Here is a 24,021-nt window from a genome sequence, read left to right as displayed (position 1 = left end):
AGCGCCGCTAAGGCAACTGCGCCGCCCGCGCCTCACGCCGGTTGCCCCGGAAGTTGTTCACCCTCCGAGCCGTGGCGAAGAGGGGGATCACCGCACCGAGGACGAGCTGGAGCGCGCAGCCGGTCTGCAGGAGCAGCTGGCCGCCGGGGGCGTCGAACGCCCAGGCCGCGAGCAGCCCCATGGCCGCCACGATCCAGGAGAGCATGGCCACCGCGAGGGGGCCGCGCGGCTTCGGGTACTCGACGCGGCTGACCATGAGCCAGGCCGTGCCGATGATCGCGAGGAGCGTCGCCACGAAGGGCAGCTCCAGGAGCACGATCGAGACGACCGTCAGCGCCCCGAAGGGCGACGGCATGCCCTGGAAGGTGCCGTCCTTCACGGTCACGCACGAGAACCGCGCAAGCCGCAGCACCACCGCCAACAGCACGACGATCGCACCGACCGCAGCCACCCGCTCATGCGCGTCCCGCGCGACCATGCCGTACACGAGTACGAAGTACGCGGGAGCCAGGCCGAAGCTGATCAGGTCGGAGAGGTTGTCCAGCTCCGCCCCCATCGGCGAGGACCGCAGCTTGCGGGCCACCAGGCCGTCGAAGAGGTCGAAGACCGCCGCGCACAGCATCAGGATCACCGCGGTGGCGGCGCTGTTGCGGGCCATGCCCGACTCGTCGCCGCCCGAGAGGTGCGGGATGAGGATGCCCGTGGTGGTGAAGTACACCGCCATGAACCCGCACGTGGCGTTACCGAGCGTGAGGGTGTCCGCTATCGAGAGGCGCAGTGAGAGAGGCATCTCCTCATCGGCCTCGTCCTCAGCCGCCTCGGGCACCCAGCCCGCTTGTGTTTCAGGATCAACCACGGTCAATGCGAGTCACCCCAGCCACGGTCTTCTGACCGACCTCGACGTCCACCTCGACACCCTCGGGGAGGTAGATGTCGACGCGCGAGCCGAAACGGATCAGGCCGATCCGCTCACCCTGCTCCACCTTCGAGCCCTGCGGCACGTACGGCACGATGCGCCGCGCGACCGCGCCCGCGATCTGAATCATCTCGATGTCGCCGAGCTCGGTGTCGAAGTGCCAGACAACGCGCTCGTTGTTCTCGCTCTCCTTGTTGAACGCCGGGACGAACCCGCCGGGGATGTGCTCCACGGACGTCACCGTGCCCGCGAGGGGCGCGCGGTTGACGTGGACGTTCAACGGGCTCATGAAGATGGCGACGCGGGTGCGCCCGTCCTTCCACGGCATGATGCTCTGCACCACGCCGTCGGCCGGAGAGATGACCCGGCCCTGAGCGATCTCGCGCTCGGGGTCGCGGAAGAACCACAGCATGCCGGCCGCCAGGGCGGTGGCGGGCACGGCGACGGCCGCGGCGCCCTTGGAGCGGCGCGCGCGGACGAGGCTGAGTGCCGCGGTGGCGACGGTAGGCAGGAGCCACGGCGATGCTCCGCGGGCAAGGCGTCCCTGGAGAATGCCGTCGCGTGGTGCAGAGGTTTGGCTGTGGGGCATGGATGACCTTCGTAGCGGATGAGGCCGCGCAGGGAATGGGGGACGGCGGCTTTTTCCGGATGTTATCGGTTGCGAGCCACAACTGGGCAAGCCAGGAAGCCGAGTCCGCGGCCGAAGAGTGTTGACAGGGTGTGATCTTCTTCTCGGTGAAAGTGGCCCAAACCGGGCATCTAGCCCTGGAATCGATACTCTTCGAGTAGCCGTCGGCCAATGATCATTTTCTGGATCTCGGCGGTACCTTCACCGATCAGGAGCATGGGCGCCTCCCGGTAGAGACGCTCGATCTCATACTCCTTCGAGAAGCCGTATCCACCATGGATTCGGAACGCATCCTCCACGACTTCCTTGCAGTACTCGGAGGCGAGGTACTTCGCCATGCCTGCTTCCAGGTCGTTTCGTTCCCCCGAGTCCTTTTTGCGTGCTGCATTCACCATCATCGCATGGGCGGCCTCGACCTTGGTAGCCATCTCGGCCAGCTTGAACTGGATGGCCTGGTGCTGGGCGATCGCCTTGCCGAAAGTGTGACGTTGCTGGGCATATGAGACACCCAGTTCGAAGGCACGCTGAGCGACACCACAGCCACGAGCTGCAACATTGACGCGGCCGACCTCGACGCCGTCCATCATTTGGTAAAACCCTCGGCCGGTGACCCCGCCGAGCACACGATTGGCCGGAATTCGCAGTCCGTCCATGATGAGTTCGGTCGTGTCGACGCCCTTGTAACCCATCTTGTCGATCTTGCCGGGGATGGTGAGGCCGGGACGGACCTCTCCGAAACCGGGCTCCTTCTCCACTAGGAAAGTCGTCATCGACTTGTGCGGAGCCGTGCCCTCCGGGTGTCCTTCGTCACTCCGGCACAGAACGGCCACCAAGGTCGACGTTCCGCCGTTGGTGAGCCACATCTTCTGACCGTTGAGAACGTACTCGTCGCCGTCCCGCACGCCCTTGGACGTGATGGCCGACACATCGGAGCCGAGCCCCGGCTCCGACATCGAGAACGCGCCGCGCACCTCGCCGGCCGCCATGCGCGGCAGGAAGGTGTCCTTCTGCTCCTGTGTGCCGTGCTGCTTGAGCATGTAAGCGACGATGAAGTGGGTGTTGATGATGCCGGAGACCGACATCCAGCCACGCGCGATCTCCTCGACGCACAGCGCGTACGTGAGCAGCGACTCGCCCAGGCCGCCGTACTCCTCCGGGATCATGAGCCCGAAGAGGCCCAACTCCTTGAGGCCGTCGACGATCTGCTGCGGATACTCGTCACGGTGCTCGAGTTCGGTCGCGACAGGAATGATCTCCTTGTCGACGAAGTCCCTGACGGTGGACAGGATCTCCCGCTGGATGTCGGTGAGACCGGCGGTCTGCGCGAGTCGGCTCATGACTACTTCTCCGTGCTCTCGGCGCTCTTGGAAGGGGTGTTCAGCTCCGGGCGGCCGGGCTGTTCGCCGCCGCGCTCCTTGATGTACGTCTCGGTGGGCACCATCACCTTGCGGCGGAACACGCAGACCAGGGTGCCGTCCTGCTTGTAGCCCTTGGTCTCCACGTACACGATGCCGCGGTCCGACTTGGACCTGGAGGGCGTCTTGTCGAGGACCGTCGTCTCGCCGTAGATCGTGTCGCCGTGGAAGGTCGGCGCCACGTGCTTGAGCGACTCGACCTCCAGGTTGGCGATGGCCTTGCCGGAGACGTCCGGGACGGACATGCCGAGGAGCAGCGAGTAGATGTAGTTGCCCACGACGACGTTCTTCCCGAAGTCCGTCGTCTTCTCCGCATAGTTCGTGTCCATGTGGAGGGGGTGGTGGTTCATGGTGAGCAGGCAGAAGAGGTGGTCGTCGTACTCGGTGACCGTTTTTCCGGGCCAGTGCTTGTACACGGCGCCGACTTCGAACTCTTCGTAGGTGCGGCCGAACTGCATATGTCTTACGCCTCCGGGGCCTCGAACTTGGACGTGCGGGTCATCCCGGCCGCACGGCCCTTCCCGGAGATGACCAGCGCCATCTTCCGGCTGGCCTCGTCGATCATCTCGTCGCCGAGCATCGCCGAGCCCTTCTTGCCACCCGCCTCGGACGTGCAGTACTCGTACGCGTCCAGGATCAGCTCGGCGTGGTCGAAGTCCTCCTGGGAGGGCGAGAAGACCTCGTTGGCCGCCTCGACCTGGCCGGGGTGCAGGACCCACTTGCCGTCGAAGCCGAGCGCGGCGGCGCGGTTCGCGACCTCGCGGTAGCCGTCGACGTTCTTGATCTGCAGGTAGGGGCCGTCGATCGCCTGGAGGTTGTTGGCGCGGGCGGCCATCAGGATCTTCATCAGGATGAAGTGGTACGCGTCCGCCGGGTAGCCGGGCGGCTGCTCGCCGACGACCAGGGACTTCATGTTGATGGACGCCATGAAGTCGGCCGGGCCGAAGATGATCGTCTCGACGCGCGGGGAGGCCTCGGCGATCGCGTTGACGTTGTTGAGGCCCTGCGCGTTCTCGATCTGCGCCTCGATGCCGATCTTGCCGACCTCGAAGCCCATCGTCTTCTCGATCTGGGTCAGCAGGAAGTCCAGCGCGACGACCTGGTCGGCCGTCTGCACCTTCGGCAGCATGATGCAGTCGAGGTTCTGGCCCGCGCCCTCGACGACGGTCACGACGTCGCGGTACGTCCACTCGGTCGTCCAGTCGTTGACCCGCACGACGCGCGTCTTGCCCGTCCAGTCGCCCTCGTTGAGGAACTTGACGATGGTGTGCCGCGCCTCGGGCTTGGCGAGCGGCGCGCAGGCGTCCTCCAGGTCGAGGAAGACCTGGTCGGCGGGGAGGCCCTGGGCCTTCTCCAGGAAGCGCGGGTTCGAGCCCGGGACCGCCAGACAGGAGCGGCGCGGACGAAGGCGGTTGATGGGCGCGGTCATGCGGGGACCTCCAGGGGGTCGAGGTTGTTCGCTTTCCGGATCTCGTCGACGATACGGCCGATGATCTCGGTGATGCCGAAGTCCTTCGGGGTGAAGACGGCGGCCACACCCGCCGCCTTCAGGTCCTCGGCGTCGCTGTTGGGGATGATGCCCCCGGCGATGACGGGGATGTCGGGGGCGCCGGCCTCGCGGAGCCGCACGAGCACGTCCGGCACGAGCTGCGCGTGCGAGCCGGAGAGGATCGACAGGCCGACCGCGTGCACGTCCTCGGCGAGCGCCGCGTCGACGATCTGCTCGGGCGTGAGGCGGATGCCCTGGTAGACCACTTCGAACCCGGCGTCCCGCGCGCGCACCGCGATCTGCTCGGCGCCGTTCGAGTGCCCGTCGAGGCCGGGCTTGCCCACCAGGAAGCGGAGCCTGCCGCCACCGAGGTCCTCGGCGGTCCGCGCGACCTTCTCGCGGACGATGGCGAGCGGCGTGCCCTCCTCCGCCGTGACCGCCACAGGGGCGCTGGAGACGCCCGTAGGAGCCCGGAACTCCCCGAAGACCTCCCGCAGGGCCCCCGACCACTCGCCGGTCGTCACACCGGCGCGTGCGCACTCCAAGGTGGCCTCCATGAGGTTGCCGGTACCGGCCGCCACCTCCTTGAGCCGCTCCAGGGCCTTGCAGGGGCGAGGGTGGTTGAACGGCGGCTGGTAGCGGGTGTCGCGCCACTGCCCGAGGGCCTTCACGACGCGCGCCTCGACCGCGGGGTCGACCGTCATGATCGCCGCGTCCAGGTCCGAGGTGAGCGGGCTCGGCTCGGTGGACTCGTAGGAGTTCACCCCGACGATCTTCTCCTGGCCGGACTCGATGCGGGCCCGGCGCTCCGCGTGCGAGGAGACGAGCTGCGACTTGAGGTAGCCGGACTCGACGGCGGCCATCGCGCCGCCCATCTTCTCGATGCGGTCCATCTCGGCGAAGGACTCCTCGACGAGCGACTCCACCTTGGCCTCGATGACGTGCGAGCCCGCGAAGATGTCCTCGTACTCCAGCAGGTCGCTCTCGTGCGCGAGGACCTGCTGGATGCGCAGCGACCACTGCTGGTCCCAGGGCCGGGGGAGGCCCAGCGCCTCGTTCCAGGCGGGGAGCTGCACGGCACGCGCGCGTGCGTCCTTCGAGAGGGTGACGGCCAGCATTTCGAGCACGATGCGCTGGACGTTGTTCTCCGGCTGGGCCTCGGTGAGGCCCAGGGAGTTGACCTGCACGCCGTAGCGGAACCGGCGCTGTTTCGGGTTCTCGATGCCGTACCGCTCGCGCGTGACCTGATCCCAGATCCGCCCGAACGCCCGCATCTTGCACATCTCCTCGATGAACCGGACTCCGGCGTTCACAAAGAAGGAGATGCGGGCCACGACGTCCCCGAACTTCTCCTCGGGAACCTGCCCCGAGTCGCGTACGGCATCGAGAACCGCGATGGCGGTGGACATCGCGTACGCGATCTCCTGGACCGGTGTGGCCCCCGCCTCCTGGAGGTGGTAGCTGCAGATGTTGATCGGGTTCCACTTGGGGATGCGCGCCACCGTGTACGTGATCATGTCGGTGGTCAGGCGCAGGGAGGGACCCGGCGGGAAGACGTGTGTCCCGCGCGAGAGGTACTCCTTGACGATGTCGTTCTGTGTCGTCCCCTGGAGCTTGGTGATGTCCACACCCTGCTCCTCCGCGACCACCTGGTAGAGCGCCAGGAGCCACATGGCGGTGGCATTGATCGTCATCGAGGTGTTCATCTGGTCCAGGGGGATGTCCTGGAACAGCCGTCGCATGTCACCGAGGTGCGAGACGGGCACACCGACCCGGCCGACCTCGCCGCGGGCGAGGATGTGGTCGGGGTCGTAGCCGGTCTGCGTGGGCAGGTCGAACGCGACCGAGAGGCCCGTCTGCCCCTTGGCGAGGTTGCGCCGGTACAACTCGTTGGACGCTTCCGCCGTGGAGTGACCGGCGTACGTCCGCATGAGCCACGGCCGGTCCTTCTGACGCTCTGTCATCTTGCGCTGCTCCTCAGTGCGTTCAGACGTTGCGGAAGCGGTTGATCGCGTCGATGTGCTCGGCGCGCATCTCCGGGTCACGCACTCCCAGGCCCTCCTCGGGCGCGAGGGCGAGGACGCCGACCTTGCCCTGGTGGAGGTTGCGGTGGACGTCGTAGGCGGCCTGGCCGGTCTCTTCCAGGGAGTAGACCCGGGAGAGCGTCGGGTGGATCTTGCCCTTGGCGATCAGGCGGTTGGCCTCCCAGGCCTCGCGGTAGTTGGCGAAGTGCGAGCCGATGATGCGCTTGAGGGACATCCACAGGTAGCGGTTGTCGTACTCGTGCATGTAGCCCGAAGTGGACGCGCAGGTGGTGATGGTGCCGCCCTTGCGCGTGACGTAGACGCTGGCGCCGAAGGTCTCGCGGCCGGGGTGCTCGAAGACGATGTCGATGTCCTCGCCGCCGGTGAGCTCACGGATGCGCTTGCCGAAGCGCTTCCACTCCTTGGGGTCCTGGGTGTGCTCGTCCTTCCAGAACTTGTAGCCCTCGGCGTTGCGGTCGATGATCGCGTCGGCGCCCATGGCGCGGCAGATCTCCGCCTTCTGCGGGCTGCTCACCACGCAGATGGGGTTGGCGCCGCCCGCGAGCGCGAACTGCGTGGCGTACGAGCCGAGTCCGCCGCTCGCGCCCCAGATCAGGACGTTGTCGCCCTGCTTCATACCGGCGCCGTTGCCGGACACCAGCTGCCGGTAGGCGGTGGAGTTCACCAGGCCGGGGGATGCGGCCTCCTCCCAGCTGAGGTGGCCCGGCTTGGGCATCAGCTGGTTGGACTTGACCAGGGCGATCTCGGCGAGGCCGCCGAAGTTGGTCTCGAAGCCCCAGATGCGCTGCTCGGGGTCGAGCATCGTGTCGTTGTGGCCGTCGGAGGACTCGAGCTCGACGCTCAGACAGTGCGCGACGACCTCGTCGCCCGGGGTCCAGGCGTTCACGCCGGGCCCGGTGCGCAGCACGACGCCAGCCAGGTCGGATCCGATGACGTGGTACGGCAGGTCGTGGCGCTTGGTGAGCTCGCTGAGCCTGCCGTACCGCTCCAGGAAGCTGAAGGTCGACAGCGGCTCGAAGATCGAGGTCCACACGGAGTTGTAGTTCACCGAGGAGGCCATGACGGCCACCAGGGCCTCTCCGGGGCCGAGTTCGGGGATCGGCACGTCGTCCAGGTGGAGCGACTTGCGGGGGTCCTTGTCGCGGGTCTCGAGGCCCGCGAACATCTCCGCGTCTTCCTTGTGCACGGTGATCGCGCGGTACGAGTCGGGCAGGGGGAGAGCGGCGAAATCTGCGGATGTGACCGTGGCCGAGCCACTGGCGGTCGCGGTCTGGGCCTGAATCGCGTCCAGGATTTCCTTCACGGTGTGCCTCCGGCGTAAGCGCTGAGGGGGCGCTCTTCGAGGGGGATACGTCGGGCTTGTTGCGATGCTCTGGAGGGGTGTGCCGTCGGTTCGGCGAAGGGTGGTGCTCGGCAACGCCTTGGTGAGGCGCGGGAGGTGCCTGTGACGCAGGCGTCCGGGCGCGCAAGCCGTGACTTGTGGGGACAGCCGGCGTACGCGAGATCTCTGCACGCCGGCCGCCCGGACAACATCAACGTATGGCACCGCGTGCCAACGGGCAAGACACTGGGTGCCACTAATTTTTGACCGATGATCGATCACCGCAGGTCAGAGGGGGTGGCGTGCATGATGAAGGGGGCGCTACCGAACGGTAGCGCCCCCTTCTAAGTCCAGCATGAAGGCGGATCAAAACCTGCCTAGGAACACCCGAACGCACCCGCCGGGGACCCCCTGAGAGCCCTAGGAACGCTCCCTGAGCGCCTTCTCGATGGTCCGCATGACCTCGTCCAGCGGAGCATCCGTACGCGCCACGGCGACCAGCACCTCGCCCTGCTCGGACACCGTCGCGGGGGCGGTGGCGGGCAGCGTGTCGCGGCCCGCGCCGATCCCCGTGCCGAAGGTGCGGCGGACGATCGCGAAGGCGTGGTCCAACTGGGTCTCCACGTCGCCCTGGCCGCCCGCCCGCAGCCACCGCCGCAGGACGTGGTTGTGGGCGGTGACCACCGCGGAGGCGGCGACCTCGGCGAGCAGCGGGTCGTCGTTGCCGTCGTGGTGCGCCTGCTCGTCGAAATGGCCCAGCAGATAGCGCGTGAACAGCCGCTCGTACCGGGCCACCGAGGCGATCTCGCGCTCGCGGAGCGTGGGCACCTCGCGGGTGAGGCGGTAGCGCTCCACGGAGACCGCGGGCGACGCCGCGTACATCTTCATGACTTCCTTGATGCCCCGGCACACCGTGTCCAGCGGGTGCTCGTGCGGCGGGGCCGCATTGAGGACCGCCTCCGCGCGGATCAAGGTGTCGTCGTGGTCGGGGAAGATCGCCTCTTCCTTGGAGCGGAAGTGCCGGAAGAAGGTCCGGCGGGCGACGCCCGCGGCGGCGGCGATCTCGTCGACCGTCGTCGCCTCGTACCCCTTGGACGCGAAGAGCTCCATGGCCGCGGCCGCCAGCTCCCTGCGCATCTTGAGCCGTTGGGCGGCGGCACGGCTGCCCGCGGCACTCTCCGGAGCGTCGGGGGTTGCGTTGCGTGAGGACTTGGCGGCCTTGGACATGCCACGAACGTACTGCATATGCGCGCCACGGTGCTCCTGAGGGACGGGGCTGCCCGAGGGTTCGAGCAGCCCGCCCCAGTCCGTCCGTTCCCCCGGTCGCTCCTCGGCCTGCTCAGCGCCGCGCATATTCGCGGAAGCCACGACCCGTCTTGCGGCCGAGGCAGCCCGCGGCCACCAGGTGTTCGAGCAGCGGCGCCGGGGCCAGCCCCGGGTCGCGGAACTCGCGGTGCAGGACCTTCTCGATGGCCAGCGACACGTCCAGGCCGACGACGTCCAGGAGCTCGAAGGGCCCCATGGGGTAGCCGCCGCCGAGCTTCATCGCGGCGTCGATGTCGTCCAGCGTCGCGTAGTGCTCCTCGACCATCTTGATCGCGTTGTTGAGGTACGGGAACAGCAGCGCGTTCACGATGAAACCGGCGCGGTCGCCGCAGTCCACCGGGTGCTTGCGGATCCGCGTGCAGACCTCGCGGACCGTCGCCTGCACGTCGTCCGCGGTCACCACCGTGCGGACCACCTCGACCAGCTTCATCGCCGGGGCCGGGTTGAAGAAGTGCATGCCGATCACGTCACGCGGCCGCGAGGTGGCGCGGGCGCAGGCGACGACCGGCAGCGAGGACGTCGTGGTGGCCAGGATCGCGCCCGGCTTGCAGACCTTGTCGAGCGTCGCGAAGAGCTCCCGCTTGATGTCCAGATCCTCGGCGACGGCCTCCAGGGCCAGATCGACGTCGGCGAACGCCTCGTACGACCCCGCGGGCGTGATCCGCTCCAGCGTCTGCGCCGCGGCCTCCGCCGTCATCCTGCCCTTGTCGACCGAGCGGGAGAGGGACTTGCCGATGCGGGACTTGGCCGTCTCGGCCTTCTCCTCGGAGCGCGCGGCGAGCACCACGTGGAACCCGGCCTTGGCGAAGACCTCCGCGATGCCCGACGCCATCGTCCCCGAGCCCGCGACGCCCACCGAGCGGACCGTGCGTCCCTGCTCGCGCTCCTCGTCCTCCGCGGGGGTCAGCGCGTCACGCACCACCTCCGAGCTGCCCGGCTCCGCGTACGTGTAGAAGCCGCGGCCCGCCTTGCGCCCGGTCAGACCCGCCTCGCTGAGCTGCTTGAGGATCGGCGCGGGGGCGTGCAGGCGGTCCTGCGACTCGGTGTACATGGCGTCGAGGACCGTGCGGGCGGTGTCCACGCCGATCAGGTCGAGCAGTGCGAGCGGGCCCATCGGCAGGCCGCAGCCCAGCCGCATCGCCGCGTCGATGTCCTCGCGCGACGCGTACTTCGCCTCGTACATCGCGGCGGCCTGGTTGAGGTAGCCGAAGAGCAGTCCGTCGGCGACGAAGCCGGGCCGGTCGCCGACCGCCACGGGCTCCTTGCCCAGGGCGTACGCCAGGTCGGTGACCGCGGCGACGGCGGCGGGCGCGGTCAGCACGGACGAGACGATCTCGACCAGCTTCATCGCGGGCGCCGGGTTGAAGAAGTGCAGGCCCAACACCCGCTCGGGTCGCGCGGATTCGGCGGCAAGACGGGTCACGGACAGCGCGTTCGTGCCGGTCGCGATGATCGTCCCGGGGCGCACCACGCCGTCGAGCTCGCGGACGACCTGCTGCTTGATCTCGTACGACTCCGGGACGACCTCGATGACCAGGTCGGCGTCGGCCGCGGCCCGCAGGTCGGTGAAGGTGCGGAAGCGGGTGAGGATGCCGCGGCGCTCCTCCTCGGTGAGGCGCTCGCGGCGCACGGCGCGGGCGGTCGAGGCCTCCAGGGACTCGACGGCGCGGGTGGCCGCCGTCTGGCAGACGTCGATGCCGATGACCTCGCGGCCCGCCCGGGCCAGGACCTCGGTGATGCCGGTGCCCATCGTGCCAAGGCCGATGACGGCGACGGTGTTCAAGGGAGCGTCCATGCGTGGACTCCAGGAAGAGAGTGACGACTGAGGGGCGCGCGCGGGCACGGCAACTGCCGCACGGCGAGCGGGAAGTGGTGCGTGTCGTGTCCGGGCGGCGCGAAGGGCACGCCCGGTGAGGGGAGTCGACCGGCTCTGTCCCGGAGCCACGTCGTACTGAGGTACCTGAAGTACCGAACCGACCAGACACTCACGGCGGCTGCGTCACCAGGCCACCGCGAGAAAAGCAACTGCTACGGGGAGTGTGCCCCGCTCACATGAGACTAACCGGCGAGTAACGAGCGCGCCAGCCCGCATGGTTTTCCGGTGTCTGTGATCTACATCGCGACCGCCGGTAAGGCTTAGGCTCGCGACCATGGATGAGGAGTTGCGGACGGTGACGGAACGCTTACGTGCCGAGGCGAGCGGATCGAAGGAGTACGAGAGGCTGATCGCCGCCGAGGATCCCGACGAACTCGCCGAAGTGCTCGTCTCGCCCGGGCAGCCCCTGTGGGCCCGGGAGCTGGCCGCGGTCAGGCTCGGCGTCGCCGGTGACCGCAGGGCCTTCGAGTCGCTCGTCCTCCTCCTCAATCACCGGGATCCACCCCGGTGCGCCGCCGCGGCCCACGCCCTGGCGCGCCTCGGCGACCCGCGCACGGCACGCGCGGCGGCCGCCCTGGCCACGAACGAGCTCCGCATCGCCTACGCCCTGTACCCCGTGCGCCTGTTGACGGAGCTGCGCGCCCCGGAGTCGGCGCCCGCGCTGATCACCACGCTGCAGCGCAGACTGGCGCCGCACGATCCCTTCGGCAAGATCGCGCTCGCGTGCGTGGAAGGCCTGGGGGCACTGGGTGACGCGCGGGCCAGGCCGGTGCTGACGGCCGCGCGCGGTCACCCCCGCCTCGCGGCCGCGGCATCGGCGGCACTGGCGCGGCTTCCCCAGTGAGACGGCCGCTCCACGGCGGCAGCTACTCGGGCACCACCGCGAACGCCTCTATCTCCATCAGGAATTCGGGGCGCACCAGCGACACCACCTGCACCGCAGAGGCCGCGGGGAGCCGCTCGGGGTCGAGGAAGGCGTCCCGGGCGGAGCGCACCGCGGGCATGTGCGCCATGTCCGTCACGAAATACGTCAGCTTCACGACGTCGTCGAAAGTGGCGCCCGCCGACGCGAGGCACCGCCGCAGGTTCTCGAAGACCTGCCGGGCCTGCGCCGCCGCGTCGCCCTCGCCGACCGGCTTGCCGTCCTCGTCCAGGGCCAACTGTCCGGAGACCGCGACGAAGCGGCCCGATCCCATGACGACGTGCGTGTACGCGGTGGCGGGGGCGACGCCCTCGGGGGCGCTGATGTGGGTCAGTCGGCTCATGTCCCCATGGTGGACCACGGGTGTGACAACGCCCTGGGGCCGGTGCCGGGACCTGCCTTCGTGCCCTTCGCGCTCGTGGCGGCCTTCGTGCTGCTCGCCGCCTTCAGCGGCTTCGGGTCCGGCAGCGCCTTGCACACCGCGTCGACCTCGCCGCCGCCGCCCGCAGGCACCTTGCCGGTCGTCAGATACACCGTCAAGTGCCGGTCGAGGCACTTGCTTCCGCTCAGGGTGATGCCGTGGTTGCCGCCGCCCTGCTCGACCACCAGCCGGGAGCCCTGCAGCTTGCGGTGCAGGTTGACGGCTCCGTCGTACGGGGTGGCCGGGTCGTCGGTCGCCTGGAACAGGAGGACGGGCGGCAGTTCGGAGTTGGCGACGTCCGGCGGGGTCAGGTGGTGCGTCGGCCAGAACGCGCACGGCGCGTTGTACCAGGCGTTGTTCCAGGTCGAGAACGGGGCCTTCGCGTGGATCCGGTCGTTGTCGTCCCGCCAGGTCCGCCAGTCGCGCGGCCACTGCACGTCCCGGCACTGCACGGCCGTGTAGACGCTGTAGCTGTTCTCGCCCCCGGCGTCGACCGCACCGAGGCTCTTGTAGACCGCGACCAGCGGCTTGGCGTTCTTGTCGTTCACGTACGCCGCGAACGCCTTGGCCAGGTGGGGCCAGTAGCCGTTGTAGTAACCGCCCGGGATGAAGGTGTCCTCAAGCTCGGCGGCGCCCACCTTCTTGCCCGCGGGCTTCTTGGTCAGCGCCTTGCGCATCGCGTACCACTTGGCCTCGACCTTGTCGGGGTCCTTGCCGAGGCCGTACGCCGCGTCGTGGCGGGCGATCCAGGCCATGAGCGCCTTGTGGCGGTCGTCGAAGGCGTGGTCCTGCTGGAGGTTGTCGTCGTACCAGACGCCCGTCGGGTCGACGAGGGAGTCGAGCGCCATGCGCCGCACGTGGTGCGGGTAGAGCCTCCCGTAGAGGGCGCCGAGGTAGGTGCCGTACGAATAGCCGAAGAAGTTGATGCGCTTGGCGCCGAGGGCCGCGCGGACGGCGTCCATGTCCTGGACCGTGCTCACCGAGTCGATGAACGGCAGGATGTCGCCGTACTTCTTGCCGCACGCCTTCGCGAACGCCCGTGCCCTGCGGAGGTTGTCGCGCTCCAGGGCGGGCGTGGCCGGGACGGTGGCGGGGCGCACGGGGTCGAAGTGCCCGGGGCGGCAGTTGAGCGCGGGCTTGCTCTTGCCCGCCCCGCGTGGGTCGAAGCCGATGACGTCGTACTGCGCGGCCGTCTTCTTCGGCAGCGACTTGGCGATGTACCCCGCCATGGTCAGCCCGCTGCCGCCCGGCCCGCCGGGGTTCACCAGGAGCGGCCCCTGGAAGGTCTTGGCGGTGTGCGGGACGCGGGACAGGGCGAGGGTGATGTGCCGCCCGTGCGGCTCCTGGTGGTCGAGCGGCACCTTCAGCGATGCGCACTGGAGCGTCGGATAGTTCTTGGTGGCGCACTTCTTCCAGGTGAGCGCCGGTTCTGCCGGGGTTCCCGAGGCGGGTGGCACCGCCGTGGCCATCGTGGCCGCCGCGGCGGCGACTGAGCAGAGTACGGCGATGCGCTTCTTCATCCGGCCTCCCAGAGCAACGGGTTCGGGGCCCTGGGGGCCGCGATCTCTGGCGCATCTTCCCGGAATGCCTTCCTGAAGAGCGCCGTCACCGCCGGGAACAACCCGAAAGGGGCAAGCCGGTCACAACAGCGTGAGCTGAGTGGGCCCCGCGGCGGGCTCGGGCTCCTCGGGGACCCGGAGCCGTCGGGCGCCGCCCGCGCGCGTGGGGCCGATGCCGAACTCCTCGGCCAGTTCGTGCACATGGCGGGTGATGCGGCGCTGGTACCACTTCGGGGCATAGGCACCCTCCGCGTACAGCCGCTCGTACCGCCGCACCAGATGCGGGTGGTGCCGACCGAGCCACGCCATGAACCACTCGCGCGCACCGGGCCGAAGATGCAGCACCAGCGGCGTCACCGAGGTCGCGCCCGACGCGGCGACGGCCCGCACCGTGGCGCGCAGCTGGTCGGGGTGGTCGCCCAGGAAGGGGATGACGGGCGCCATCAGGACGCCGCAGCCGATGCCGTGCCCGGTGAGGGTGCGCACGACGTCGAGGCGGCGCTCCGGGGCCGGGGTGCCCGGCTCGACGGTGCGCCACAGCTCCTCGTCGGTGAAGCCCACGGACACGGAGATCCCGACGTCCGTCACCGCGGCGGCCTGCCGCAGCAGATCGAGGTCGCGCAGGATCAGCGTGCCCTTGGTCAGGATGGAGAAGGGGTTCCCGCGGTCGCGCAGCGCCGCGATGATCCCCGGCATCAGCCGGTAGCGGCCCTCGGCACGCTGGTAGCAGTCCACGTTGGTGCCCATGGCGATGTGGTCGCCGTGCCAGCGCGGCGAGGCGAGCTGGCGCCGCAGCAGTTCGGCGGCGTTCACCTTGACGACGATCTGGCTGTCGAAACCGAGGCCGGTGTCCAGGTCCAGATAGCTGTGCGTCTTGCGCGCGAAGCAGTAGACGCACGCGTGCGTGCACCCCCGGTAGGGGTTGACCGTCCATTCGAACGGCATGCGGGACGCCCCCGGCACCCGGTTCACGATCGACTTGGCCCGTATCTCGTGGAAGGTGATCCCGCTGAACTCAGGAGTGTCGAAGACCCTCGTCGTCACCGCGTCCGCGCCGAACAGCGCGGCATCCGCGGTGCCCCGGCGCGGCCCGTCGGAAAGGTTCTGCCAGCGCATGGCGCCTCCTCGGTAGCACTGACCACAGAATAGAACATATGTTCCCTTGATCGTGCGACCCCGCTCCGGCGTGCCGTCTGTTTGATAGCGTCCCGTCAAGCGCGACCCGCGCGACACCGCCGCGACGAGGGAGGTCGATGAATATGGCCCGCCAGGCGCCTCATCGCCATGCCCTTGTCCGGGTCGCGCGAGCCTGAAGGAATCAGGCCACCGAGAGCGGCCCGGTCGTCGAAAACGACCTGGAGAGTCGCGTGTCTTCTCTTTTCACCACCGCCGCGGACCTGCCGACCGAACGCCTCACCCTGCGGGCCTGGACCGCCGGTGAGATCGCCGACGTCCTTGCCGACCGGCGTCCCGCGCACTGGGCGCAGGACTTCCCCGCCGACGGGGACCGAGTCATCGCGGGCGTCATCGCCGAGCAGATCGCCGAGGGGTCCGAAGGCCCCGGAGCGTACGGCCACCGGCTGATCGTCGAACGGGAGAGCGGCGCCGTCGTCGGCTCCATCAGCCTCCTCTGGCCGCCGAGCGGGGGCTCGGTGGAGATCGGCTACGGAGTCGTACCCTCGCGCCGCGGCCTCGGCTACGCGCCGGAAGCCGTGCGGGCCCTGGCGGCCCACGCCCTGACCTCCCCGGACGTGACCGTCGTCCACGCCGAGGTGGAACTCGGCAACCCGGCCTCCGTCCGTGTCCTGGAGAAGGCGGGCCTGCACCGCTGGAGCAGTGACGGGACGACGGCCCGGTACCGCACGGGCGCGCCGGGGCCGGACCCGTCCCGGAAGTAGCGCATCCCGGGCCCGGCGGGGGCGGTGCGCAGCGCCCCCGCCGCGCCCGGTCCGCCCGGTCTGCTTTCCGTCGGGCCCGCCGCGCGATGGATGATCGGAAGCATGCTCGTCGAGTCCTTGTCCGTCGCAGCCTTGGCCGTGGTCCTCGTCTGCGCCGTCATCCGCCCCTTCCGCTGGCCCGAGGCGGCCTTCGCCGTGCCCGCCGCCGGTGTCGTGATCCTGTCCGGGGCGATCCCGCTCGACGACGTACGGGACGAGGCCGCCCGGCTCGGGCCCGTGATCGGCTTCCTCGCGGGCGTCCTCGTGCTCGCCAAGCTCTGCGCCGACGAAGGGCTCTTCCGCGCCTGCGGCAGCTGGATGGCGCGCCGGTCCGCAGGACGGCCCCGCAAGCTGCTCGCCGCCGTCTTCGGCCTGGCCTCGGTGATCACCGCGACCCTGAGCCTGGACGCCACCGTGGTCCTTCTGACGCCGGTCGTCTTCGCCACTGCCGCCCGCATGGGCGCCCGGCCCGCGCCGCACGTCTACGCGAGCGCCCACCTGTCCAACACGGCCTCGCTCCTGCTGCCCGTCTCGAACCTGACGAACCTCCTCGCCTTCACCGCGACCGGGCTGAGCTTCACCCGCTTCGCGCTGCTCATGACGCTGCCCTGGCTGGTCGCCATCGCGGTCGAGTACGCGGTCTTCCGCCGGTTCTTCGCCGCCGACCTCGATGCGCCCGCCGAGGGCAGCGAGCCCACGGATCCGCCGCGGATGCCGCGGTTCGCCCTGGCGACCGTCGCGGCCACGCTCGCCGGGTTCGCCGTCGCCTCCGCCTTCGGCATCGAACCCGCCTGGTCGGCGGCGGCCGGGGCGGCCGTCCTCGCGGTGCGGGCCCTCCTGCGCAGGCGTACGACACCGGTGGCGGTCCTGCGCTCGGCCTCGCTGCCGTTCCTGGCCTTCGTCCTCGCCCTCGGCATCGTCGTCAGGGCCGTCGTGGACAACGGCCTCGGCGACGCCCTGGGGCGGGTCCTGCCGGACGGCACCGCCCTGCCCGCGCTGCTCGGCACGGCCGCCGTCGCCGCGCTGCTCGCCAACCTGATCAACAACCTGCCCGCCGTCCTCGCCCTGGTGCCGCTGGCCGCGCCCGCGGGCCCCGGAGCCGTCCTCGCCGTGCTCATCGGCGTGAACATCGGACCCAACCTCACCTACGCCGGATCGCTCGCCACGCTCCTCTGGCGCCGCATCGCCCACCAGCACGAACACGACGTCAGCCTCGGTCGGTTCACCCGCCTCGGGCTCCTCACCACCCCCGCCGCCCTGGTCCTGTCCACCCTCGCGCTGTGGGTCTCGCTCCGGCTCCTGCCGGGCTGAGCACGCCCCGTACCGGGGACCCGATTTGGGAGGCCGGTGCACCGGGTGGTTGGCTTTCCGTGAAGCCCCCGAGAAAAACTGCTGGAGGAAGTGCAATGGCGCAGGTCGAGGCGGTCACCGAGCGGATCATCACGGCACAGCCGGACGATGTCTTCGACGCGCTGGCCGACTACAACGGCACGCGGGAGAAGCTCCTTTCGGAGCACTTCAGCGAGTACGAGGTGCGCGAGGGCGGGGACGGGGAGGGCACCCTCGTCCACTGGAAGCTGCAGGCCACCAGCAAGCGGATCCGCGACTGCCTCCTCGAGGTCGGCGAGCCCACCGACGGCGAGCTGGTCGAGAAGGACCGCAACTCCTCCATGGTCACGACGTGGACGGTGACCCCGGCGGGCGAGGGCAAGTCCCGCGTGGTCGTCACCACCGTGTGGAACGGCGCGGGCGGCATCGGCGGCTTCTTCGAGAAGACCTTCGCGCCCAAGGGCCTCGGGCGGATCTACGACACCGTGCTCGCCAACCTCGCCGCCGAGGTCGAGAAGTAGTTCCCGCGACGGGTGGGCGGCCGCGGCCGCCCACCCGGCCAACTCCCCTCTAGCCCATCAGGGTTGCCGACCCGCTCACCGTTTCGAGTGGTTTTCTGCTCGGTCCCGTTGTACGCCGTAGGGCTCCGACCGGCGCATACGCCCCCCGGGCCCCGCGCGACCCCGACTCGTCGCGCTTGCTCGCAGTTGTCGCGTAATGCGAGAAATGGGCGGCGCAGGCGCGACGAGGGGAGCAGTACGTGGGCGGGACGACGCTGGTGCAGGTCGCCGAGCAGGACGAACGGCACGAGACGCACGAACGGCACGGGCAGGACGAGCGGCGGCACGAGGCGGCCGACGCGCCCCCGGAGCCGGGCGACCGGCCGGACGATCAGGGGGCGGGCCAGCCGCCACCGGCACCGTTCGACCCGGCGGCCCTCGGCCTCAGCCCCGGCCGCGTACGGATGGTGTTCGTCGGGCTGATGCTCGCGCTGCTGCTCGCGGCGCTGGAGCAGATGATCGTCGCCACCGCGCTCCCGAAGATCGTCGGTGAGCTGCACGGCCTCGACAAGATGTCCTGGGCGATCACCGCCTATCTGCTCACCTCCACCATCGGACTGCCGATCTACGGCAAGCTCGGCGACCTCTTCGGGCGCAAGGGCGTCTTCCAGTTCGCGATCGTCATCTTCATCATCGGCTCGGCGCTGGCGGGCTGGTCGCGGACGATGGAGCAGCTGATCGCCTTCCGCGCGATCCAGGGCGCCGGCGCGGGCGGCCTGATGATCGGCGTCCAGGCGATCATCGCGGACATCGTGCCGCCCCGGCAGCGGGGCCGCTACATGGGCCTGATCGGCGCCGCGTTCGGCCTGGCCTCGGTCGCGGGCCCCCTGCTCGGCGGCTTCTTCACCGACCACGCCTCCTGGCGCTGGTGCTTCTACTTCAACGTGCCCTTCGGGCTCGTCACGCTCCTCGTCGTCTCGCTCGTCCTGAAGCTGCCCAAGCGCACCGCCAAGGCGCGGCTCGACGTGCTCGGCGCGCTGCTGCTGGCCGCGGCCTCCACCTGCCTCGTCCTCCTGACGAGCTGGGGCGGTACCGAGTACGCGTGGGGCGACCGCGTGATCCTGGGGCTCGGAGCCGGTGCGGTCGTGGCCGCCGTGCTCTTCCTCGTCGCCGAGAAGTTCGCGGCAGAACCGATCATTCCGTTGCGTCTGTTCCGTGATCCGGTCTTCAACATCACCGGTCTTGTGGGCATGGTCGTCGGAATCGCCCTCTTCGGAGCGGCCAGTTATCTGCCGACCTTCCTGCAGATGGTCGACGGCGCGAGCGCCACCGAGTCCGGCCTGCTCATGCTGCCGATGATGGGCGGCATCGTCGGAGCGTCGATCATCTCCGGGCAACTCATCAGCCACACAGGGCGCTACAAGATCTACCCGATCCTCGGCGGGATCCTCTCCGTCGTCGGCATGTGGCTGCTCTCGCGCCTCGAAGTGGACACCTCCCGGCTGCAGTACAGCATCTGGATGGCGGTGCTCGGCGCGGGGATCGGCCTGGTCATGCCGGTCCTGGTGCTCGCCGTGCAGAACGCGGTCCGCCCCGCCGACCTGGGCACCGCCACCAGTGCCAACAACTACTTCCGGCAGATCGGCGGCAGCGTAGGAGCCGCGATCTTCGGCACGCTCTTCGCGGACCGGCTCGCCGACGCGCTCAGGGACCGGCTCCCCGCAGGCTCGGGCAAGGCCGTGCCCGATGCCGAGTCCATCACCCCGCAGCTCGTCCACAAGCTGCCCGCGCCGCTGCGCGAGGGCTACATCCAGGCCTACGCGGACGCGATGCCGCGAATCTTCCTCTACCTGGTGCCGGTGCTCGTCCTCGGCATGCTGCTCGCCTTCTTCCTCAAGGAGACCCCCCTGTTGTCCAGCGCCGCCTCCCACCACGCACCCGCCGCCGAAGCCGGGACGGCAGGGACCGTCCCGCAGGCCCGTACGACGACGTACACCGCCGGGGTCCCAGTCTGCGGCACCGTGCAGCACCCCGACGGCACCGTGGTGCCCCGCGCGGCCCTCACCCTCATCGACGTGTCCGGACAGCAGATCGGGCGCGGGGCGAGCGGCGAGGACGGGCGGTACGCCCTGGCGACCCCGGGCACCGGATCGTTCGTGCTGATCGCGGCCGCGGGCGGGCACCAGCCGCAGGCCGTCACCGTCACCGTCGGCGAGCGGCCCGTCGAGCTCGACGTGGTCCTCGGCGGGGCGGGCCGCCTCGCAGGGACCGTGGTGACCGCCGACGGGACGCCCGTCAGGGACGCCGCCGTCACCCTCACCGACGTCCGCGGCGAGGTGGTCGCCACCACCCGCAGCGGACGCGAGGGAAGCTACGTCATCACGGAGCTGGTGGCGGGGGAGTACACCCTGGCCGCCAGCGCACCCGCGTTCCGCCCCGCCGCGCTCCCCGTCACCGTGCAGGCCTCGCGCGAGACCCGGCAGGACGTCGAGCTCGCGGGCGGCGCTGTGCTGCGGGGCACCGTGCGGGCCGGTGGCGGGCGGCCCGTCGAGGACGCGCGCGTGACACTGCTGGACGCCGCGGGGAACGTCGTCGACACCCTGACCACCGCGGCGGACGGCACCTTCCGTTTCGTCGACCTGTCGTCCGGCGAGTACACCGTGATCGCGGCGGGTTACCCGCCGGTTGCCACGGTCCTCCAGGTCGCGGGCGGTGGCCGTACGGAGCGGGACCTGCAGCTCGGTCACGAGGACTGAGGGCTTCCGGTGGCACGCCCCGACGGGCTGACCCTGTGGGGGCGTGCGCCGGTGCCCCGGCGGTGCCGGGCCAATTCCCGCATTGCCCCGCACGGCAACCTGCGCCGGTCGTACGGTGGTTGGTGGCGGCTCAGATCTTGCGCTGCCGCGGGAAGGAGCATGGGCCATGGAACAGGGCACTCCGGGCGAGCCGCTGACGCAGAGTGCCGCGTCCGGCCGCATCCCCCTTGCCGTGGTCGTCGTCGACGGAACCGGACTCGTCTCGCACTGGAGCACCGGCGCGCGACGCCTGTTCGGGTGCGACAAGGACGAGGCGGTCGGCCGTCCGGTGGGCGACCTGCTTCCGGTGCACGGCGCCATACCCGAGGACCGCGAGCCCTACGGCGCGTTCGACGGACTCGGCCCCGACCTGGAGACCTCCCTCGACCGGCGCATCTCCTACCCGGCCGCAGGGCGCGCGCGACTCACCGGACCGGGGCACGGACAGGACGGCGGCAACAGCCGCCTGGACGTGCTGTGGTGGGCGTATCCACTGGTCGGTCCGGGACCCGAGCGGCTCCTCGTGCTCGCCGCGGACGCCGCGCGGCTCGCGGCGGCCGAAGAACCCGTTCAAGGGGGCGTCGGGGCCGCCGGGCGGGGCGAGCGGGACGCGCAGGTCGAGCGCATCGCGCCGGGCTTCGCCCTGCACACGGACTTCCCCGGCGCGGACGAGCTCGCCGCCAGGCTGCCCGAGATCCTGCCCAGCATGAGCGTGGGGGAGAGCGCCCGCATCGTCGCCCAGGTGCTCGAACTGGGCTATCCCGTGCTTGAGTTCAGCCGCCACGACCGGGTGCCCGTCACCCCGGACTGGGGCGTCGCCCGCCGGGCCGAGCGCAAGGAGCGCAGACAGCGCGCCGCGCAGGCGGCCGCCAGTGGACTCCCGGTGGCCCCCGAGGCGATGGACGACGAGGGCGAGGACCTCGAGTACGCGGCCGTGCGCGAGCACCTCGAATTCCTCAACGAGGTCAGCGGCCGGATCGGCTCCTCGCTCGACCTGTCGCGGACGATCCTGGAGGTGAGCCGCGCGGTCGTGCCGCGCTTCACGGACGTCGCCGGCACCTATCTGCGCGAGCAGGTCGTCGCGGGCGAGGGCTTCCCCGAGGGCCCGCCGGACGAGACCACGATGTGGCACCGCGTCGCCGTGGAGCACACCGACGAGCCGGGCCGCTGGGACGACGTGGTGCCGGTCGGCGAGTCCATGCCGTTCCCCGCCCACACGCCGTTCTTCCAGTGCATGACCTCGGGCGACCCGGTGCTCGTGCCCCGCATCACCGAGGAGATGGGCAACGCCATCGCCTCCCAGTTCGAGAAGCGGGACATCCGCCCGCTGATCAACCACCGCTCGATGCTCGTCGTACCGCTCAAGGCGCGCAATGTGGTGCTCGGCTTCATGATCCTGCTGCGCCACCGGGAGCGGCCGGTCTTCAACGACATGGACCGCGTCACCGGCGCCGAACTGGCCGCCCGCGCGGGCCTCGTGCTCGACAACGCCCGCATGTACACCTACCAGGAGAGCGTCGCCGACACCCTCCAGGACAGCATGCTGCCGCACATCCAGCCCCGGATGTCCGGCTGCGACATCGCCACCCGCTATCTGCCGGGCACGCTCCTCGGCCGGGTGGGCGGCGACTGGTTCGACTCCGTGAAGCTGCCCGGCTCCAGGACCGCCCTCGTCGTCGGCGACGTGATGGGCCACGGCCTCAACTCGGCGGCGATGATGGGTCAGCTGCGCACGGCCGTCCAGACCATGGCGGCCCTCGACCTGCCGCCCGAGCAGCTCCTGCGCAACCTCGACGACCTCGCACAGCGCCTCGGCGAGCACTATCTGGCGACGTGTCTGTACGCGGTCTACGACCCGATCGCGAGCGACCTGCACCTCGCCAACGCCGGACACATCCCGCCCGTCCTGGTGCGCGCCGCGGACGGCCGCAGCGAGCTCCTCGACCTGCCCACCGGAGCGCCCATCGGCGTCGGCGGCGTGCCCTTCGAATCGGTCCGGCTGCGGGTGGCGCCCGGCGACCGGCTGCTGATGTGCACCGACGGCCTGGTCGAGGTTCGCGGCGAGGACATCGGCGTCGGCCTCGCCACGCTCACCGAGTCCGCCGCACACCCCGCCGCCTCCATGGACGACGCCTGCGACACCATCATCCGCGCGCTCAACACCCGCGGCGGCCGCAAGGACGACGTGGCGCTCCTGATGGCCAGGCTCAACGGAATCGGCACCGAGAACGTCGCGCACTGGCGGCTCGCCGTCGACCCCGCGGAGGTGGGCAGGGCCCGCGAGATGGTCCGCGCCCAGCTGCGGGGCTGGTCCCTGCAGGGGCTGAGCGACACCGCTGAGCTGGTCGTCAGCGAGCTCGTCACCAATGTCGTGCGCCACTCCCGCAGCAGCAGGATCGACCTGCGCATGGTCCGCTCCGGGGTCCTGACGTGCGAGGTCGAGGACGACGACCAGACGCTGCCGACCCTGCTCAGCACGGGACCCGGCGATGAGTTCGGACGCGGGCTGCACGTCGTCAGCGCGCTCGCGAAGGAGTGGGGCACCAGCCGCACGCGCCGGGGCAAGACCGTGTGGTGCGAACTGGCGCTGCCGCGCCGCTAGTCGGTCGGCCGGGCCGTCCTGCGCACACCTCAAGGCCGTGCGCCGTGGTCGCGCGCCCGGTGGCAACGTACCGAATGCACGGTGAACGAATGCGCGGGCGCTTGTCCGTGTGACCCGGGCGCGGTAGACCGATCTTGTCGTCGGCTTCGACGGCTTTCGTCGCACCCCGGGGAGCACGGACATGAGCGTCACGAGTCGGTACAGGGAGGCGTGGGAAGGGTTCTGGCGGGAGGCCTCCGACGAGCAGGGGGCGGTCTTCTGGGATGCCGAGCCCGTCCTCACCGCAGGCCTCCACCTCGCGCTCTTCGAACCGCACATGACCGCCGTCGATCTGCCCGTCGTCGACCTCGGCTGCGGCAACGGCACCCAGACCCGGTTCCTGGCCGACCGCTATCCGCGCGTCCTCGGCGTCGACCTGTCGGCGGCCGCCCTCGACCACGCCCGGCGCGCCGACCCGGCGGACCAGGTCGACTTCCGGGAGCTCGACGCGGTCGAGAAGAGCGAGGCGGAGCAGCTGCACGCGGAGATCGGCGACGCGAACGTCTACATGCGGGGCGTGCTCCACCAGTGCGACCCCGACGACCGGCAGCCGCTGCTCGACAACGTCGCCACGCTGCTCGGCGAGCGCGGCCGCGCCTTCGTCGTGGAGCCCTCGGAGGCGGCGCGCCCCGTCCTGATGGGCCTGGTGCAGAGCCCCGCCGGGCCGCCGCCCAAGCTGGCACCGATCTTCGCGCACGGTCTGGCGCCCGCCGATGTCGACGACGCCTCGGTGGCCTCGTACGTCGAATCCGCCGGGCTCGCGGTCCTCGCCGCGGGCGAAATGCCGCTGACCACCACCGAGTTCACTGCCGACGGCACGCGCATCGAGCTGCCGTCGCGATGGCTGGTGATCGGGCGCAGGAGCTGAGGAGCTGAGGAGCTGAGGGGCGGGGGCGATCGG

19 protein-coding genes are annotated in these 24,021 nt (G+C 70.2%); 7 read left to right on the top strand and 12 right to left on the bottom strand.

What is annotated here, in order from left to right:
• Positions 1-7: 7 nt before the first annotated feature.
• The 9 genes from pssA to ABZV77_RS37935 form a co-directional block, all read right to left on the bottom strand.
• On the bottom strand, positions 8-862 hold the full coding sequence (pssA, locus tag ABZV77_RS37975; RefSeq protein WP_079074397.1) for a CDP-diacylglycerol--serine O-phosphatidyltransferase: 855 nt from the start codon (positions 860-862) through the stop codon (positions 8-10).
• Positions 849-1,505: a phosphatidylserine decarboxylase gene (locus ABZV77_RS37970; protein WP_356267127.1), complete on the bottom strand. Its 657-nt coding sequence runs from the start codon at positions 1,503-1,505 to the stop codon at positions 849-851. Before ABZV77_RS37970 ends, pssA begins: the two co-directional genes overlap by 14 nt.
• A 170-nt stretch (positions 1,506-1,675) precedes the next feature.
• Positions 1,676-2,881 (bottom strand): acyl-CoA dehydrogenase family protein, encoded by a 1,206-nt coding sequence (locus ABZV77_RS37965; protein WP_356267125.1) that lies wholly within the window; start codon positions 2,879-2,881, stop codon positions 1,676-1,678.
• 2 nt (positions 2,882-2,883) lie between these two features.
• Positions 2,884-3,417 (bottom strand): MaoC family dehydratase, encoded by a 534-nt coding sequence (locus ABZV77_RS37960; protein ID WP_030778421.1) that lies wholly within the window; start codon positions 3,415-3,417, stop codon positions 2,884-2,886.
• A 5-nt stretch (positions 3,418-3,422) separates the two neighbouring features.
• Positions 3,423-4,388 (bottom strand): CoA ester lyase, encoded by a 966-nt coding sequence (locus tag ABZV77_RS37955; RefSeq protein WP_356267123.1) that lies wholly within the window; start codon positions 4,386-4,388, stop codon positions 3,423-3,425.
• Complete coding sequence (locus ABZV77_RS37950) at positions 4,385-6,412, bottom strand: protein meaA (RefSeq protein ID WP_356267121.1); 2,028 nt, start codon at positions 6,410-6,412, stop codon at positions 4,385-4,387. Before ABZV77_RS37950 ends, ABZV77_RS37955 begins: the two co-directional genes overlap by 4 nt.
• A 22-nt stretch (positions 6,413-6,434) precedes the next feature.
• Complete coding sequence (gene ccrA, locus ABZV77_RS37945) at positions 6,435-7,787, bottom strand: crotonyl-CoA carboxylase/reductase (RefSeq protein WP_356267203.1); 1,353 nt, start codon at positions 7,785-7,787, stop codon at positions 6,435-6,437.
• Positions 7,788-8,234: 447 nt separating this feature from the next.
• Positions 8,235-9,041, bottom strand: a complete 807-nt coding sequence (locus ABZV77_RS37940) for a TetR family transcriptional regulator (protein ID WP_356267119.1) — start codon at positions 9,039-9,041, stop codon at positions 8,235-8,237.
• A 112-nt stretch (positions 9,042-9,153) separates the two neighbouring features.
• On the bottom strand, positions 9,154-10,935 hold the full coding sequence (locus ABZV77_RS37935; protein ID WP_356267117.1) for a 3-hydroxybutyryl-CoA dehydrogenase: 1,782 nt from the start codon (positions 10,933-10,935) through the stop codon (positions 9,154-9,156).
• 355 nt (positions 10,936-11,290) lie between these two features.
• Here ABZV77_RS37935 and ABZV77_RS37930 point away from each other — a divergent pair, with 355 nt between their 5' ends.
• Positions 11,291-11,860, top strand: a complete 570-nt coding sequence (locus tag ABZV77_RS37930; protein ID WP_356267115.1) for an adenylosuccinate lyase — start codon at positions 11,291-11,293, stop codon at positions 11,858-11,860.
• A 22-nt stretch (positions 11,861-11,882) separates the two neighbouring features.
• Here the strand turns inward: ABZV77_RS37930 and ABZV77_RS37925 are convergent, their stop codons facing one another.
• From ABZV77_RS37925 to ABZV77_RS37915, 3 genes are all read right to left on the bottom strand, one after another.
• Positions 11,883-12,281, bottom strand: coding sequence for a RidA family protein (locus tag ABZV77_RS37925; RefSeq protein ID WP_356267113.1), 399 nt, complete (start codon positions 12,279-12,281; stop codon positions 11,883-11,885).
• Entirely contained in the window at positions 12,278-13,879 is a 1,602-nt protein-coding gene (locus tag ABZV77_RS37920; RefSeq protein ID WP_356267111.1) for an alpha/beta hydrolase, read from the bottom strand. The genes ABZV77_RS37925 and ABZV77_RS37920 overlap by 4 nt, the downstream gene beginning before the upstream one ends.
• A gap of 120 nt (positions 13,880-13,999) precedes the next feature.
• The gene (locus ABZV77_RS37915; RefSeq protein ID WP_356267110.1) at positions 14,000-15,034 is read right to left on the bottom strand and encodes an Rv2578c family radical SAM protein; all 1,035 of its coding nucleotides are present in this window, start codon (positions 15,032-15,034) and stop codon (positions 14,000-14,002) included.
• A gap of 251 nt (positions 15,035-15,285) precedes the next feature.
• Here ABZV77_RS37915 and ABZV77_RS37910 point away from each other — a divergent pair, with 251 nt between their 5' ends.
• The 6 genes from ABZV77_RS37910 to ABZV77_RS37885 all read left to right on the top strand — a co-directional run bounded on the left by ABZV77_RS37910 (position 15,286) and on the right by ABZV77_RS37885 (position 23,988).
• Positions 15,286-15,816 (top strand): GNAT family N-acetyltransferase, encoded by a 531-nt coding sequence (locus ABZV77_RS37910; RefSeq protein WP_356267108.1) that lies wholly within the window; start codon positions 15,286-15,288, stop codon positions 15,814-15,816.
• A gap of 102 nt (positions 15,817-15,918) precedes the next feature.
• On the top strand, positions 15,919-17,166 hold the full coding sequence (locus ABZV77_RS37905; protein ID WP_356267106.1) for an arsenic transporter: 1,248 nt from the start codon (positions 15,919-15,921) through the stop codon (positions 17,164-17,166).
• A 95-nt stretch (positions 17,167-17,261) separates the two neighbouring features.
• Entirely contained in the window at positions 17,262-17,705 is a 444-nt protein-coding gene (locus ABZV77_RS37900) for an SRPBCC family protein (protein ID WP_306335216.1), read from the top strand.
• 239 nt (positions 17,706-17,944) lie between these two features.
• Positions 17,945-20,440, top strand: coding sequence for an MFS transporter (locus tag ABZV77_RS37895; RefSeq protein WP_356267104.1), 2,496 nt, complete (start codon positions 17,945-17,947; stop codon positions 20,438-20,440).
• Between the two features lie 166 nt (positions 20,441-20,606).
• A complete protein-coding gene (locus tag ABZV77_RS37890; RefSeq protein ID WP_356267102.1) occupies positions 20,607-23,081 on the top strand; it encodes a SpoIIE family protein phosphatase in 2,475 nt (824 codons plus the stop codon).
• A 181-nt stretch (positions 23,082-23,262) separates the two neighbouring features.
• Positions 23,263-23,988 (top strand): class I SAM-dependent methyltransferase, encoded by a 726-nt coding sequence (locus tag ABZV77_RS37885; RefSeq protein WP_356267100.1) that lies wholly within the window; start codon positions 23,263-23,265, stop codon positions 23,986-23,988.
• Positions 23,989-24,021: the final 33 nt, after the last annotated feature.

The organism is Streptomyces sp. NPDC004732 (genome assembly GCF_040609235.1).
Lineage (GTDB): Bacteria > Actinomycetota > Actinomycetes > Streptomycetales > Streptomycetaceae > Streptomyces.
Note: the sequence above shows the minus strand (reverse complement) of the source record. Positions and strands in the feature narration are given on the sequence as shown.